Below are 14,227 nucleotides of genomic sequence, written 5' to 3' on the forward strand. Positions count from 1 at the left end.
TTCCAATCAAATTTAAACCGAATCAAATGACGCAATCAAATCCACCAGCCAAACAAACTTTTACCTCTTACCAGATTTTTATAATTGCTGTATTGGCCATACTGCAGTTCACTATAATTCTCGATTTTATGGTCATTTCGCCGCTTGGCGCCATACTTATGCCGGCGTTAAAGATCAACCCATCGCAATTCGGTTGGGTGGTATCGGCCTATGCATTCAGCGCAGGGGCATCGGGCCTGCTGGCGGCAGGGTTCGCCGATAAATTCGACCGAAAAAAACTACTGCTGTTCTTTTACACCGGCTTTATGATAGGTACCGCATTGTGCGCTATGGCAACCGACTATCACTTTTTATTGGCCGCCCGTATTGTAACGGGTATATTCGGCGGGGTGATCAGTTCAATAGGAATGGCCATCATAACCGATCTGTTTAAAATAGAAGTAAGGGGCCGCGTAATGGGCTTTGTGCAAATGTCGTTTGCCGTTAGTCAGGTGCTGGGACTGCCGATAGGTCTTATTCTGGCCAATCATTACGGATGGCATTCGACTTTCGCGATGATCGTTGGTTTCGGACTGCTGTTGGGTATTGTTATAGTGATGTATATGAAACCGGTTACAGGGCATTTGTCTACCAGAACCGATCGTAATCCGTTTCATCACCTGGCTAAAACAATTTCTTATTCACCGTACCTCATTGCCTTTTTATCAACTACAGTACTGGCTACCGGTGGTTTTATGCTGATGCCTTTTGGCAGCGCTTTTGGTATAAACAACCTCGGGCTAACCCAGGCGCAGTTGCCGATATTATATGGCGTAACCGGCGTGTTTTCGTTCATTTTCGGTCCGCTGATCGGTTATATGAGCGATAAGGTGGGCAAATACAAAATTTTTGTGGCAGGTTCTGTTTTAAGTATGGCCATGGTGCTTATTTATACCAACTTAGGAGTAACGCCGCTGACTTATATCATTTCAATTAATGTTGTGCTGTTTGCCGGTATTACCGCGCGCATGATATCTTCTTCGGCACTGGTAAGTGCATTACCACAACCGCAGGACAGAGGGGCATTCATGAGCATCAACTCATCGGTGCAGCAAATTTCAGGCGGTATTGCCTCTGCCGTAGCAGGATTGATTATAACCCAGTCAGGTGATGGGAAGCTACACCATTACAGCACATTGGGTTACATTGTAACGGCCAGCATGATAGCAGGTATTGGCATGATGTACCTGATCAACCGGCAGGTAGCCCGCAAACTGGCCAGTACAGGTACCCCCCAAAAGCCGGCTAAAAAAGAAAAAGAGGTTGAGGCGTTTGTGATTGAATAAAAAAGGCACAAGGCACAGGGATAAAGGCACAAGGTTCAAGGTGCAAGGCACAAGTCTTGAGATTCGGTCAGTTTAATTAAAGGCGGCCTGTTCATCGTTGAACGACTTGTGCCTTGTTTCTTGTGCCTTGGAGCTTATTTTGTCATATCAACAGCCTTTTGTAAATTAAAGCCTACAAAAAATGCTGTCATATGATCAAATTATCAGACATTAAAAACGGAGATGTTGTTCTGGCCGAATTTGAAGGTCAGAAACTGGAAGGGATTGTAACGGATATCAACAGGGAAGACAAAGAAGTGTGTGTTGAAACAAGTGTGCAGGAATTCTGGTATACCCCCGAGCATTTATATCCGATACCGCTTAGTGATGAACAGTTATTGAAACTGGGATTTACAAAGAATGAAAACGGAGATGGGGCGGTAAAGTACATGAAAGGCTCTTTCAGGGTGCTGGTGCCCAAAAATGGCGACTTTTCGAACATTGAAATATGGTGGCGCGAAGATCACCGGTACCTCAGCCAGCCGATCAATGTGCACGAACTGCAAAATCATTACCTGCAAATGACCAAGGTAGAGCTAACACCTGCCTGAGTTAAATAATTTATTGATTTACAGTGATTAATAGAGTAGGAGGGGAACTGAATCCCTGCGGATTTGTTCCCTGATTACCGTTTTTTGTGCCCTTAATTAAAGGGAAAATGATCAATTATTTATAATAATTTCTTATTTTTTTCTTTTTTAGGCTGATTATCCTATCTTTGCGCTCCTTAAAATTATATGGGTAAACAACCGCTGATTAAACAGGATGGAGTTATAACAGAAGCTTTGTCAAATGCCATGTTTAAGGTAAAACTTGAGAACGGGCATGAAATTCTGGCGACGATCTCGGGTAAAATGCGGATGAATTACATCAGGATTTTACCGGGCGACAAGGTAGGTGTAGAGATGAGCCCTTATGATTTAACAAGGGGGAGAATCATTTTCCGATACAAGTAAGCTGTAAATAAATAAATGTTATGAAAGTTCGTGCATCTATAAAAAAGCGTAGCGCAGATTGCAAAATCGTGCGTAGAAAAGGCCGGTTATATGTTATTAACAAAAAGAACCCGCGCTTTAAGCAAAGACAAGGTTAATTCAATCGGCAATAGGCAGATTGTTAGGCTGACAGATTAAGAACAACAAACTTTAAACTACAAACAATAAACATCGACTATGGCTCGTATTGCCGGTGTAGACTTACCAAAGAATAAAAGAGGCGAAATAGGGTTGACCTATATTTTTGGGATCGGCCGTTCAACAGCCGTGTATATTCTTACCAAAGCTGGTATTTCGCTTGACAAGAAAGTGCATGAGTGGAACGATGATGAGCTGAACGCCATCCGTAACATCATTACGAATGAACTGAAAGTTGAAGGTCAGTTGCGTTCAGAAGTGCAAATGAGTATCAAGCGCTTACTGGATATCGCCTGCTACCGTGGTTTACGTCATCGTAAAGGTTTGCCGGTTCGTGGTCAGCGTACCCGTACCAACAGCCGTACACGTAAAGGAAAACGTAAAACAGTTGCCGGTAAAAAGAAGGCACCTAAGAAATAGTAATAGAAGTATGAAGTCTGAAGTCAGAAATCAGAGGTCTGAAAATACAGGTTCTTCTGGCTTCCGACCTCAGACTTCCGACTTCGGATTTAGTTATAGTGACTTATCAATTTTTTGGAATCAATGCCGGATTGCTTCGTAAGTCAGCAGGAGGATTGGTTTCACTCAGTTCCGCCCAGGGTGGAAAGAGCAATTTTTTAAACGATTACCTTTAAACAATTATGGCAAAAGCACAAGCCCCCAGCGCAAAAGCGGCTGCGAAGAAAAGAGTTGTGAAAGTAGACTCTTACGGAGACGTTCACATTTCAGCCAGCTTCAATAACATTATCATCAGCATTACCAATAAGAACGGCCAGGTTATTTCCTGGAGCAGTGCCGGTAAAATGGGTTTCAAAGGTTCTAAAAAGAACACCCCATATGCCGCACAAATGGCTGCTGCAGATGCTGCCAAAACAGCTTTTGATGCAGGTGTTAAAAAAGTAGATGTATACGTAAAAGGCCCCGGCGCCGGTCGCGAAAGCTCAATCCGCGGTTTGGCCCAGAATGGCATTGAAGTAGCAATGATTAAAGACGTAACGCCACTGCCTCACAATGGCTGCCGTCCGCCTAAAAAACGTAGAGTATAATACAATTTCTGATTTTGCGATTTTGAGATTTTTTGATTTTAAATCGAAAAATCTCAAAATCAACAGATCTCAAAATATTCAACCGGGTGTACGATTGATTTTTAAGATTTTTAGGATCGTGCACCGTCACCAAAAAATCTGAAAATAAACTATGGCACGTTATACTGGTCCAAAAACAAGAATTTGCCGGATTTTCGGCGAGCCCATTTTAGGTAATGGTAAATATCTTACCAAAAACAGCAACCCTCCCGGTCAACATGGTCCTTCAAAGAAGCGTAAAGCACCCGGTGAGTATGCATTACAGCTGAAAGAAAAGCAAAAAGCGAAATATACTTACGGCGTTCTGGAAAAACAATTCCGCAAAACTTTTGAAGAAGCTGCACGTATAAAAGGTGTAACCGGCGAAAACCTGATCAAATTGCTGGAAGCCCGTTTGGATAATGCAGTTTACCGCCTCGGTATTGCTCCTTCACGTCCCGGTGCCCGTCAGCTGGTTACACACAAACACGTTACTGTAAACGGCGTGGTGGTGAATATTCCTTCTTTTCAGCTGAAACCCGGCGACATCATCGGCATTAAAGAAAAAGATAAATCAAATACTTCTATCACAAGCGCATTCCGTGGCAAAAACCAGAAATTCAACTGGCTCGACTGGAATGAAGCTGAAATGAATGGTACGTTTGTAGCTTATCCTGAGCGTGAAAGCGTTCCTGAGAACATTAAGGAGCAGTTGATTGTTGAGTTATATTCTAAGTAATAATTAGTCAAACAAGCGTCAAAGAAGTCAAAAAGTCAAATGACATATAAGTCAAAAAGTCAAATTGGTCAATGTCTGTTTCAAACAGATATGGCTAATTTGACTTATTTGATTAATTTGACAAATATTGACCTATAAGACAGTAAAAAATCGAAATTTTAAAATATGGCCATTTTAAATTTCCAGAAACCTGATAAAATTGTTTTACAAAAAGCAACGGAATTTGAAGCTCAGTTCGAGTTTCGCCCGTTGGAACCTGGTTACGGTGTAACTATCGGTAATGCTTTGCGTAGAGTATTGCTGAGTTCACTGGAAGGTTTTGCTATCGTAGGAATTCGTATTGAAGGTGTAGACCATGAGTTTGCCACCATCAAGGGAATTACCGAAGATGTGCTGGAGATCATTTTGAACCTGAAACAGGTTCGCTTTAAAAAGAAAGTGGACCATGAAGTGAGCCAGGAAAAAGTGACGCTAAGCATTAAAAATAAATCAGAGTTTACAGCCGGTATGATCGGAGAAGCTACTCAAAACTTCGAGATCATGAACCCCGATCTGTTGATCTGCATATTAGATTCATCTGCCAAGCTGGATATTGAACTGACCGTTTCAAAAGGTCGCGGATATGTTCCTGCTGAAGATAATAAAGTGAAAGATGCTCCATTCGGATACATTCCTACCGATGCTATCTTCACTCCGATCAAAAACGTTAAGTACGCTATTGAAAACACCCGTGTTGAACAGCGTACCGACTACGAAAAGCTGATCATGGATGTTTCTACCGATGGTACCATTCACCCCGAAGAAGCGGTGAAACAAGCCAGCCGGATCCTGATCCAGCACCTGATGATTATTACCGACGAAAACATTACGTTCGATAATAAAGAAGATAAGAAAGAAGATGTGGTTGATGAGCAAATGTTGCAGCTTCGTAAGATCCTGAAAACACCGCTCGAAGACCTCGATCTGTCTGTACGCGCTTTCAACTGTTTGAAAGCTGCCAAAATCAACAGCTTGAGTGAACTGGTTCAGTACGAGCAGGAAGACCTGATGAAGTTCAGAAACTTTGGTCAGAAATCACTTGCTGAAATTGAGCAGGTGCTCGCTGAAAGAGGTTTGCACTTTGGTATGGACCTGAGCAAGCTGGGACTTGATAAAGAAGAACTTTAATTAGCCAATTAGCAAATGTGCTGATGTGCTAATGCCTTTACGTCGCCATCGAAAGCGCCGTTCTGGAATTATCACATTAGCATATTATCACATTAGCATATTTATAAACAGTAGACTGTAATTCCTGACACGGTACAGTCGGTAAAACAAAACGTCATGCGTCACGGAGACAAAATCAACAACCTCGGCAGAACGGCCTCTCACAGAAAGGCGTTGCTGAAGAACCTGGCTTGTGAACTGATTAATCACAAGAAGATTGTTACCACACTGGCAAAAGCCAAAGCTTTACGCACATTCATTGAGCCGCTGATCACAAAGAGTAAAGACAATACTACTCATCAGCGCCGTGTAGTATTCAGCTACCTGCAGAACAAAGAAGCTGTTACCGAACTGTTCGGCCCTGTTGCTGAAAAAATAGGTGGCCGCCCCGGTGGTTATACCCGCGTAATTAAACTGGGTATTCGCCATGGTGACAATGCCGAAACTGCATTAATTGAACTGGTTGACTTCAACGAAATTTACGGTAAAGGAAAAGGTGAAGTTAAAGAAGCTGCGAAGAAAACCCGTCGCGGTGGAAGCCGTAAAAAAGGAACTGCTGAAGAAGCAGCACCTGCCGAAACCAAAGCAGAAGAAAAACCAGCTAAAAAAGAAAAAGCAGCAAAGTAAAAATGATCGAATCTGGTTCAATAAGGAAGCAAGACTTTTAAAGGGTCTTGCTTTTTTTTGCCCTTTTGAAAGTTAGCAGGAAGGACCTCGGGCTTCATTTTATCCAGCCTTGTGAAAAACAAATGAGATCAAATAGTGAATAATTATTTTTCTTTGTAAAATTTTTTATTAGAAAGATGTCGAATCCGCTTCAAAAACCCGCTGTGCTGCTGTTGGAAGATGGCACCGTTCATTATGGTAAAGCCTTTGGAAAAATTGGCACCACAGCCGGTGAAATTTGTTTTAATACCGGTATGACCGGTTATCAGGAAGTTTTTACTGATCCCAGCTATTTCGGTCAGATCATTATTATGAACAATGTGCATGTGGGCAACTATGGCACAAAAGAAAGTGACGTAGAGTCGGATAGTGTGAAGATCCGCGGACTGATCGGCCGCAATCTCGAAGAGCAATACAGCCGTAAAATGGCCAATGAATCAATGGAACAATACCTGCTCAGAAATAATATTGTTTGTATTGAAGGGGTAGATACAAGAGCGCTGGTAACTCATGTGCGCGAAAAAGGCGCCATGAACTGCATCATTTCGTCAGACATTCTGGATATTGATAAACTGAAAAAAGAACTGGCAAAAGTGCCCAGCATGGCAGGTCTTGAACTGGCCAGCAAGGTTAGCACCAACGAGCCGTATACGCTTGGCGACCCTTCATCACCCGTTAAAATTGCGGTGCTTGATTTTGGTACCAAACAGCATATTCTGCAGTGCATGGTCGAAAGAGGCGCTTATGTAAAAGTATTCCCTGCCAAAACACCTTTAAGCGAACTGAAGAAATTTTCGCCTAATGGCTATTTCATATCCAACGGCCCCGGCGACCCGGCTGCTATGGATTATGCAGTGGCAACCGTTAAGGAAGTGCTGAAAGAAAACAAGCCCACATTTGGCATTTGCCTGGGCCACCAATTACTCGCATTAGCCAACGACATTTCGACCTTTAAAATGCACCATGGCCATCGCGGGCTGAACCATCCGGTAAAGAACCTGGTTACCGGAAAATGTGAGGTAACTACGCAAAATCACGGTTTTGGCGTAGATCCCGAAGCGGTGAAAAAGGCCGATCACGTTGAGATTACGCACGTAAACCTCAACGATAATTCAATCGAAGGCATCAGGCTGAAGGATAAACCGGCATTTTCGGTACAATACCACCCCGAAAGCACGCCCGGTCCGCACGACAGCCGGTACCTGTTCGACGACTTTATCAATATGATCAAAGAACACATGAACTAATAATAATAACCCTCCTTCGCGGAGGGTTTTTTATCTTCGTCTGTAACCAGGCCGGGCATCCGCCGGCAGGGGGTTGACTTAATTAATGCCTGAAATTCGATATGAAAATAGCTATCATCAACGGTCCCAACCTGAACCTGTTGGGCAAACGCGAACCCGGTATTTACGGCAGCACCTCATTTGAACAATACCTCGAAGAGTTAAAGAATAAATATCCGCAGGTAAACTTCCATTATTATCAAAGTAACGTTGAAGGCGAGCTGATCAATGAATTGCAGCGCGTAGGGTTTGAGTATGATGGCATTATTATGAACCCCGGCGGCTATACCCATACTTCAGTGGCTATCGGTGATGCCATTGCGGCCATAAAAACACCTGTGGTAGAAGTTCATATCTCCAATGTGCATGCGCGCGAGGATTTTAGAAAATTATCGCATGTATCGGGCAAATCGGCCGGAAGCATAATTGGCCTCGGCCTGAAAGGTTATGAGCTGGCGCTGCAGTATTTAATGAGCAGGTAGTGTAAATAATTGATCAACTCAAAGCCCGGTGGTTGTATCTTTTCGTAAGCTTTCGAAAATGGAATCATTTTTATTTTGAATGTCCTTATTAGCTTTCAAAATGCTTTCATTTACCTTATTAAATTCATTCAAAATACTGTCACTTTTTTGTTTCGCCTCAATGGCCTCTTTTGCCTGCTGATAAGGGTTGCAGCCCGCAATGAAAGCTACCAGAAGCAATGCTAAAATTTTAGGGTAATTATACATACGCATATAAGATTATAAAAATATCACCATCATCAATGCATAGCCGGTATCTTCTTTGGGGTTATCGGTTTTACGAATGATGTGAAGCCCGTTCGACGTCCATATTTTAAACAATTCCCCCTTCTTTCGTTTACCTATTTCCTGTTCTATTTCAGGGATCATGCCGCCGATAGCTACCCAGCCCAGATCGCCTTTGGTGACTGCCTCGCCGCCCATTGAATAAGTTTGCGCCATCTGTTCGAATGTGGTAGTGCCCGCCTGAATTCTGCTCATAATATTATCGGCCAGTGAATCGGCAAAATGACGGTTGAAGACGGATACATCTAAAAATATTTGTCCAACGTGGTTAAACTTATTAGGTAGCTTCGCAAGGATCTGAATCAGTATTTTGCCTTTGTCGTACGGGCCGTATACTTTGCCTGTTTTACCATGATAAGCAATACTGTCGGGCAAGCCCCTGAAATTGGAAGTACGTAAAATAGCAACGGTATCGAGCCGGAATTTCTTCTTCAAAACATCCTTTACATAAAGGGGTGAATTACCCGATTTTTCGATGTCGCTTTTTAATTGACTAATAGGTTTCTTTTGGGCATACCCGGTGAAACAGATGATCAATAATGCTATTATGCCTGCAATCTTCTTCATATATTACCGGTTGAAAATACCTATTAAATTTGAGATTTATTACCTTATTAGCCACGTTATTGTTTGTTTTGGCAGCAGACGCACAAACGAAGTCAAAACCAATTTTGTCAGGAGGCAAACAAACAGATACCATCTCAGCCAGGTTTTCAATGTGCGGGACCGTCAGGGGAGATACTACAATGTTTAACGATGGGGCAAGGGGGGAAGTATTTACAAGATATTTTAATAGAAATTTCAGGTGTGCTGATGACAGTGATTCGTTTGTGACAGGGTTCTATAAATTTTTCTTTATAATTGATAAAGAGGGGCGTGTTACAAAGGTTTGGTGCGATGCCGCTACTCCGGACGTTATTAATAAAGAAATTACCCGGGTTGTTGGAAGAGCTGCTAAATTGGTTCCGGGCACTGTTAAAGGGAGGGTGGCTGTAACAGTAGTAGAAGCAAGGATTGTTTTTGTTGCAGGCGACAAAGAGATTGAAAAGTGGAATAATTATGAAGCCGACCTTATAATGAATTGTAGCCCGAAATGCATTAAGCCTGCCCGGCAGTATGTTAAAAATGAGTAAAATTTAAAAGCATTCTGCCCGGTCGGTTAGCAGTTACCTGTTGCCAGTTACCGGGGTCCGGTTGCGGATTTCATTGCCGGCAACCGTCATCTGTTAACCGGTAACTTATGAGCAATGAAACCCGCCCGATTGGCGTTATTATTGTGAAGGATAGTGTATTATTACCATTATCAAACCTGTTAAAGATGCGATCGATTTTTTTTGTGCTTCTGTTGGTTTCGGCAAACAGTTTTGCCCAATGGAAGGATTATAAACTGACTTCAAAAGGCGACACTCTGAACCGGGTAGACCTGATTGGCCGCAAATGGGGGCCCTGGAAATTGCATTACGATAATGTGCGGGGCGAAGCCGGTTATGAAGAAGAAGGCTGGTTCGAAAAGAACCGCAAGGAAGGGGAGTGGCGGCTGTACACGCTCATGGGCGACCTGGTGGGCATTGAATATTACCGATGGGGCTTTAAAGACAGTATTTGCCGCTATTTTACCAGTGACGGCCGGTTACGTCTTGAACAAGGCTGGAAGGCCCTGAACCCCGATAAGGAATATGACACTATCGATGTCGAAGACCCCGATAAATTAGATAGCTACCATACGGTGATCATAAAAAATGAAGGCGCTTCTATTAAGCATGGTGCATGGAAATATTATGATCCTGCAACCGGCAATGTGTTGAAAACAGAAGTGTATACGCTCGGAAAGCTCGAAGGAGAGGCAAAAACGGCTGTAGCGCCCACCGAAAAAAAGGCGGTAGCCAAACCGAAAGAAGTGCTGGATTTTGAAAAGAAAAATTCAGGTAAAAAAAAGGTGAGGTTTAAAGACGGAAGCACCGGCGGATAGCACTTTTGAAAGAAAGCACTACAAATAATAAAAGAGGCAGCCATTAGTGGTTGCCTCTTTTATTTGAATATACAAAGTAGGAAGTTGAATGGGTTATAAGTTGACAAGTTGAAATGTTAACAGGTTGGGAGAGTCTATAGGTAACCGGAAACTATACGAATTGTCGTTTGCTGCTTCACGTTTCCCGTTTCCTGTAAACGAAAAGGCCGCCCCATGTGAGACGGCCTTTATTATAAACAACTGTTGCTGGTTCTTTTATTGTTTGGCAAAGCGGGTCAATACCGAAGTATTACCAGCCTGCGCTTTGAGAATGTACATACCTTTTTGCAGGCTGCTTACATCTATCGAAGTATTCAATGCATTGCCGTCTGAAGCAATATTGTTCTTACGCACTACACGACCACTCATATCGATGATTTGTAAACTGATGTTGCCATTCAATCCTGCAGGTACCTGTATCTGTAAGATGTCTTTGGCAGGGTTGGGGAACAATTGCATATCGGCAGACAATTCTCCACCGAACTTAATGATCAGTATTTTGCTGTATTTCGTGTTGCCGTCAACATCCTGGATCAACAAACGGTAATAGTTGTTGGTAGATGTAAAGGGCGACTGATCGGCATAAGCATAATGTTGATTAGTGGAGCTGTTACCAACTGCAGCTACCTGGCCGATAGATTTATAGGTTCTGCCATCGCTGCTGCGTTCAATAATAAACTGCTTAACATTTTCTTCCATAGATGTTTGCCATTGCAAAACCACTTTGTCTACCTGCTTTTGCGCATAGAAATTGGTGAGGGTTAATGGAAGGGTGTTGAAATTGTTTATGAACGAGGCTACGGCCATGTCTCTGTTGGCGGCACCGGTATAATTGGCAGCACCTGCAACATAAATTTTTGTGCTGTATAATTTAACATCATATACAAATTCGTCCTTGGCCGATATCGCAGCACTTGTTTGGCCTCCGCTACCCAATGTGCCATCCAATGCACCGTTTGAGCCAAAACGGGCTAAATAAAAATCGTACGAAGGACCTGCATCGGTAACACCTGCCACAACGATCTTTCCATCGCTTTGAATAGCAACCGCACGACCTACGTCGTTTGAATTTGATGCGCCACCGAAATTGACGGTTGTAATGCCATCGGTATCAAAGTTCGTATCAAACGTTCCATCGGTTTTATACCTTGCTACAAATACGTCGCTGGTTGATGAAGGTGCAGGTACAGATCCTGTTATTACTATATATTCAGTACTTGCTATGGTTTGTATGGCTACACCGTAGCCATCATCACTGCCTCCGATGGCTGAAGTAACTATTCCGTCACTACTAAATGAATTATCCGGCACACCGGCTGAAGTATAACGAACGATAGCATAGTCATCTGTATTAGTTCCTATGTTGCTGCTACCAACTACCACAATTTCACCGGTACTGGCAACCGCCATCTTTGAAGGCATATCGTCGTTATTAACATCTGTAATAACGTACCCTGTGCTGCTGCCGCCAAAACTTGTTACCAGGCTACCGTTATTGTCATATTTTGCCACCGCAAAATCTCTGTTGAATCCATTGTAGCTATATCCTGAAGCGAGGATTGAACCATCTGAAAGAACTGCCAGATCGCGGATCTCATCTGGTCCTACATTACCGGGATTTGAGCTTAATGGGCTAACAGGGGTAAGGGCATATCCAACGGTGTTAAAACTCATATCACGAACTCCGTTCTGGTCTAAACGAACCAATGCGAAATCCCTGCTGGTATTAGTATAGGAATAACCTCCTACAATAATATTAGTACCCTGCATGGCTACTGCGAATGACTGAGACTGGTCGGTACCTGTAACGTAAAAAGTAGCTGTACCGCCAGTTCCAAAAGACAGGTCCAGCGAGCCGTCGGTCTTATAGCGAACTACTTTAAAAGAATTATCAGCCGTAACTACGGCCACTACTATTTTACCGTCGCTTTGAATGGCCATAGAATTACCGTAATCATCCGAAGACGTAGAGGTATTGATCACATACCCGTTTGGCGAATTAAAGTTTGAGGCATCAAGACTTCCAACCTGAGCCGATACATAAATACATAGCAATAGAAGTGTAAGTGTAGAGGTAACCTTCTTCATAACGTTATTTTATACATTAAAAATTAGCAAAAGCAAATGGATGGAAATTGGAGTACGCGGGTATTCAAAGGAAGATGGTGCAGGTGAAAACGCACAAAATAGAATGGAAAATCAGTAACCTACCAATGTGTATTCAAAGGAAAATGGGATGCAATAAAAAACAGATTGTTGGGAGATTGGTGTTTTGGTGGGAAATTCACAGGATTCTGGGCGCTATATTAGAAAGAAAAACTCAAAAATTAAAGTATTATCGGATTTTTATTCTTCAGCCGGCAAAATAATGCATTAATATTTAATATGTCTTCATCTATTTTCCCACATTTACCTTACAGGAATATTGTATTACATATAAATGAGCTTTTTTATAATAACTGATTTGTACTGAGTTATAATTTGTTTTTTGTACAATTAATTACTTTCAACTCCGGCAAACTGCCAAAAACTCACAGACACCGCCTGTATCAGTTTCTCAACCACTCACGGGTCAAACGTTTCCGGCTGTAATGCCCGGGCTTGACGGGATAAATACGTTGATGTATTTTTGATATCAGATTGATATCAAATAAAACAACCGATATATGGAAAAAGTATTTAAACCCCTTAGTGGTTTCCTGGCACTTGTTATGTCATTTGTAAGTTTAATTGCCGGTGTTGTAATAATTGTAAACGCCAGCCGGCATGAAATGACCGGAGCATTCGTGTTTCTGAGCATATTTTTGTTTTTGCTTACGCTGTTTCTTCTTAAAGGAATTATGGTGGTAAACCCGAACCATTCAAGAGTATGCGTGTTTTTTGGAAAGTACATAGGTACGGTTAAAGAAAATGGCCTTTTATGGGTGAACCCGTTTTTCATGACCTATAAGCTTAGCTTGCGTGCCCAAAACCTCGAAAGCGCCAAACTGAAGGTGAACGATAAAATGGGCAACCCGATTGAAATTGCTGCGGTTATTGTGTGGCAGGTAAGCAACACCTATAAAGCATCTTTCGAAGTGGCCGATTATGATCATTATGTAAAAATTCAAAGTGAAGCCGCTATTCGCCACCTCGCTACCAGCTGTCCGTACGATCATATGGAAGATGAACATGCCAATATAACTTTGCGCGACGGGGGCAACCGGGTAAATGAAATGCTCGAAACCGAATTGAACGAGCGGCTGGCGCCGGCCGGTATTGTAGTGCGTGAAGCACGTATCAGCCATCTTGCTTATGCACCCGAAATAGCCGGAGCTATGTTGCAACGCCAACAGGCAACAGCTATCGTAGCAGCCAGAACCAAAATTGTAGAAGGTGCTGTAGGCATGGTTGAACTGGCACTGGAGCAATTATCGAAAAAAGAAATTGTGCAGCTTGATGAAGAAAAGAAAGCGGCCATGGTGAGCAACCTGATGGTAGTGCTGTGTGGCGAAAAAGCAGCGCAGCCTATTTTAAATACAGGAACTTTATATCAGTAGGTTTACTCCGACATCCACTAAAACCGGAAATGCGTGAGCAGTAAAAAAAGCTTTGTTTTAAGAATAGATGAAGATACCTTTAAAGCCCTTGAAAAATGGGCGGGGGATGAATTTCGCAGTGTGAACGGGCAAATAGAATGGCTGATAGATAAAGCCCTGAAAGACGCCGGCCGGAAAAAGTCTTCGGGTAAAACTGATAAATCGACTGAAAAGAAATAATTCAAAAAACTGTTTTATGAAACGTAATCTTATCTTCTTCTGGATTCCCTTTGTTGTGGCTTTTGTTGGTTTATTTTTCAGGGCATGCCGTTAAAAAAGAAAAAACCTTTTCCGGAGTTGCCTCCGGAAAAGGTTATATTTTGAACATTGACCAGGCAAACATCTTTTTTGATGGAGGCCTGAGCGAAGCCGAAGGG

At 42.6% G+C, this 14,227-nt stretch carries 18 protein-coding genes; 15 read left to right on the forward strand and 3 right to left on the reverse strand.

The genetic code is table 11. The annotated features are described in order from the left end of the window. The first annotated feature begins 26 nt into the window (after positions 1–26). From AC59IL_RS23945 to aroQ, 11 genes are all read left to right on the forward strand, one after another. The gene (locus AC59IL_RS23945) at positions 27–1,325 is read left to right on the forward strand and encodes an MFS transporter (protein WP_496554732.1); all 1,299 of its coding nucleotides are present in this window, start codon (positions 27–29) and stop codon (positions 1,323–1,325) included. 191 nt (positions 1,326–1,516) lie between these two features. Then, positions 1,517–1,915, forward strand: a complete 399-nt coding sequence (locus tag AC59IL_RS23950) for a hypothetical protein (RefSeq protein ID WP_496554733.1) — start codon at positions 1,517–1,519, stop codon at positions 1,913–1,915. Positions 1,916–2,101: 186 nt separating this feature from the next. Beyond that, complete coding sequence (gene infA, locus AC59IL_RS23955; RefSeq protein WP_081147897.1) at positions 2,102–2,320, forward strand: translation initiation factor IF-1; 219 nt, start codon at positions 2,102–2,104, stop codon at positions 2,318–2,320. A 20-nt stretch (positions 2,321–2,340) separates the two neighbouring features. Continuing rightward, positions 2,341–2,457 carry a type B 50S ribosomal protein L36 gene (ykgO, locus tag AC59IL_RS23960; RefSeq protein WP_010519235.1) on the forward strand — a complete coding sequence of 39 codons (117 nt, stop codon included), beginning with the start codon at positions 2,341–2,343 and terminating at the stop codon, positions 2,455–2,457. 79 nt (positions 2,458–2,536) lie between these two features. Continuing rightward, positions 2,537–2,917 carry a 30S ribosomal protein S13 gene (gene rpsM, locus AC59IL_RS23965; protein ID WP_496554734.1) on the forward strand — a complete coding sequence of 127 codons (381 nt, stop codon included), beginning with the start codon at positions 2,537–2,539 and terminating at the stop codon, positions 2,915–2,917. A 221-nt stretch (positions 2,918–3,138) separates the two neighbouring features. Continuing rightward, positions 3,139–3,543 (forward strand): 30S ribosomal protein S11, encoded by a 405-nt coding sequence (gene rpsK, locus AC59IL_RS23970; protein WP_496554735.1) that lies wholly within the window; start codon positions 3,139–3,141, stop codon positions 3,541–3,543. Positions 3,544–3,694: 151 nt separating this feature from the next. After that, positions 3,695–4,300: a 30S ribosomal protein S4 gene (gene rpsD, locus AC59IL_RS23975; RefSeq protein WP_496554736.1), complete on the forward strand. Its 606-nt coding sequence runs from the start codon at positions 3,695–3,697 to the stop codon at positions 4,298–4,300. 165 nt (positions 4,301–4,465) lie between these two features. Next, on the forward strand, positions 4,466–5,467 hold the full coding sequence (locus AC59IL_RS23980; protein WP_496554737.1) for a DNA-directed RNA polymerase subunit alpha: 1,002 nt from the start codon (positions 4,466–4,468) through the stop codon (positions 5,465–5,467). Positions 5,468–5,623: 156 nt separating this feature from the next. Beyond that, a complete protein-coding gene (gene rplQ, locus AC59IL_RS23985) occupies positions 5,624–6,133 on the forward strand; it encodes a 50S ribosomal protein L17 (RefSeq protein ID WP_496554738.1) in 510 nt (169 codons plus the stop codon). A 176-nt stretch (positions 6,134–6,309) separates the two neighbouring features. Continuing rightward, positions 6,310–7,419 carry a glutamine-hydrolyzing carbamoyl-phosphate synthase small subunit gene (gene carA, locus AC59IL_RS23990; protein WP_496554739.1) on the forward strand — a complete coding sequence of 370 codons (1,110 nt, stop codon included), beginning with the start codon at positions 6,310–6,312 and terminating at the stop codon, positions 7,417–7,419. Positions 7,420–7,520: 101 nt separating this feature from the next. Continuing rightward, positions 7,521–7,940 (forward strand): type II 3-dehydroquinate dehydratase, encoded by a 420-nt coding sequence (aroQ, locus tag AC59IL_RS23995; RefSeq protein WP_496554740.1) that lies wholly within the window; start codon positions 7,521–7,523, stop codon positions 7,938–7,940. 18 nt (positions 7,941–7,958) lie between these two features. Here aroQ and AC59IL_RS24000 read toward each other — a convergent pair whose 3' ends face one another. Both AC59IL_RS24000 and AC59IL_RS24005 read right to left on the reverse strand, forming a co-directional pair. Then, positions 7,959–8,192, reverse strand: coding sequence for a hypothetical protein (locus AC59IL_RS24000; RefSeq protein WP_496554741.1), 234 nt, complete (start codon positions 8,190–8,192; stop codon positions 7,959–7,961). 6 nt (positions 8,193–8,198) lie between these two features. Continuing rightward, the gene (locus AC59IL_RS24005) at positions 8,199–8,831 is read right to left on the reverse strand and encodes a peptidylprolyl isomerase (RefSeq protein ID WP_496554742.1); all 633 of its coding nucleotides are present in this window, start codon (positions 8,829–8,831) and stop codon (positions 8,199–8,201) included. 29 nt (positions 8,832–8,860) lie between these two features. On the opposite strand from AC59IL_RS24005, the gene AC59IL_RS24010 reads away from it, so the two are divergent. After that, entirely contained in the window at positions 8,861–9,397 is a 537-nt protein-coding gene (locus AC59IL_RS24010; RefSeq protein ID WP_496554743.1) for a hypothetical protein, read from the forward strand. A 107-nt stretch (positions 9,398–9,504) separates the two neighbouring features. After that, on the forward strand, positions 9,505–10,233 hold the full coding sequence (locus AC59IL_RS24015; protein WP_496554744.1) for a toxin-antitoxin system YwqK family antitoxin: 729 nt from the start codon (positions 9,505–9,507) through the stop codon (positions 10,231–10,233). A gap of 255 nt (positions 10,234–10,488) precedes the next feature. Here the strand turns inward: AC59IL_RS24015 and AC59IL_RS24020 are convergent, their stop codons facing one another. Next, a complete protein-coding gene (locus AC59IL_RS24020; protein ID WP_496554745.1) occupies positions 10,489–12,360 on the reverse strand; it encodes a T9SS type A sorting domain-containing protein in 1,872 nt (623 codons plus the stop codon). Between the two features lie 578 nt (positions 12,361–12,938). On the opposite strand from AC59IL_RS24020, the gene AC59IL_RS24025 reads away from it, so the two are divergent. Further along, on the forward strand, positions 12,939–13,811 hold the full coding sequence (locus AC59IL_RS24025) for an SPFH domain-containing protein (protein ID WP_496554746.1): 873 nt from the start codon (positions 12,939–12,941) through the stop codon (positions 13,809–13,811). A 33-nt stretch (positions 13,812–13,844) separates the two neighbouring features. Beyond that, positions 13,845–14,030 carry a type II toxin-antitoxin system antitoxin gene (locus tag AC59IL_RS24030; protein WP_496554747.1) on the forward strand — a complete coding sequence of 62 codons (186 nt, stop codon included), beginning with the start codon at positions 13,845–13,847 and terminating at the stop codon, positions 14,028–14,030. The last annotated feature ends 197 nt before the right edge of the window (positions 14,031–14,227 follow it).

The organism is Niastella sp. sgz303648 (genome assembly GCF_059587045.1).

Excerpts from the sequence above, each read along its gene's own strand:
- rpsD (WP_496554736.1), top strand. The coding sequence starts at position 3,695 with ATGGCACGTTATACTGGTCCAAAAACAAGAATTTGCCGGATTTTCGGC.
- AC59IL_RS24020 (WP_496554745.1), bottom strand. The coding sequence starts at position 12,360 with ATGAAGAAGGTTACCTCTACACTTACACTTCTATTGCTATGTATTTAT.
- ykgO (WP_010519235.1), top strand. The coding sequence starts at position 2,341 with ATGAAAGTTCGTGCATCTATAAAAAAGCGTAGCGCAGATTGCAAAATC.
- AC59IL_RS24025 (WP_496554746.1), top strand. The coding sequence starts at position 12,939 with ATGGAAAAAGTATTTAAACCCCTTAGTGGTTTCCTGGCACTTGTTATG.
- AC59IL_RS23950 (WP_496554733.1), top strand. The coding sequence starts at position 1,517 with ATGATCAAATTATCAGACATTAAAAACGGAGATGTTGTTCTGGCCGAA.
- AC59IL_RS24005 (WP_496554742.1), bottom strand. The coding sequence starts at position 8,831 with ATGAAGAAGATTGCAGGCATAATAGCATTATTGATCATCTGTTTCACC.
- AC59IL_RS24000 (WP_496554741.1), bottom strand. The coding sequence starts at position 8,192 with ATGCGTATGTATAATTACCCTAAAATTTTAGCATTGCTTCTGGTAGCT.
- aroQ (WP_496554740.1), top strand. The coding sequence starts at position 7,521 with ATGAAAATAGCTATCATCAACGGTCCCAACCTGAACCTGTTGGGCAAA.
- rpsK (WP_496554735.1), top strand. The coding sequence starts at position 3,139 with ATGGCAAAAGCACAAGCCCCCAGCGCAAAAGCGGCTGCGAAGAAAAGA.
- AC59IL_RS23980 (WP_496554737.1), top strand. The coding sequence starts at position 4,466 with ATGGCCATTTTAAATTTCCAGAAACCTGATAAAATTGTTTTACAAAAA.
- carA (WP_496554739.1), top strand. The coding sequence starts at position 6,310 with ATGTCGAATCCGCTTCAAAAACCCGCTGTGCTGCTGTTGGAAGATGGC.
- rplQ (WP_496554738.1), top strand. The coding sequence starts at position 5,624 with ATGCGTCACGGAGACAAAATCAACAACCTCGGCAGAACGGCCTCTCAC.
- rpsM (WP_496554734.1), top strand. The coding sequence starts at position 2,537 with ATGGCTCGTATTGCCGGTGTAGACTTACCAAAGAATAAAAGAGGCGAA.
- AC59IL_RS24015 (WP_496554744.1), top strand. The coding sequence starts at position 9,505 with ATGAGCAATGAAACCCGCCCGATTGGCGTTATTATTGTGAAGGATAGT.
- infA (WP_081147897.1), top strand. The coding sequence starts at position 2,102 with ATGGGTAAACAACCGCTGATTAAACAGGATGGAGTTATAACAGAAGCT.
- AC59IL_RS23945 (WP_496554732.1), top strand. The coding sequence starts at position 27 with ATGACGCAATCAAATCCACCAGCCAAACAAACTTTTACCTCTTACCAG.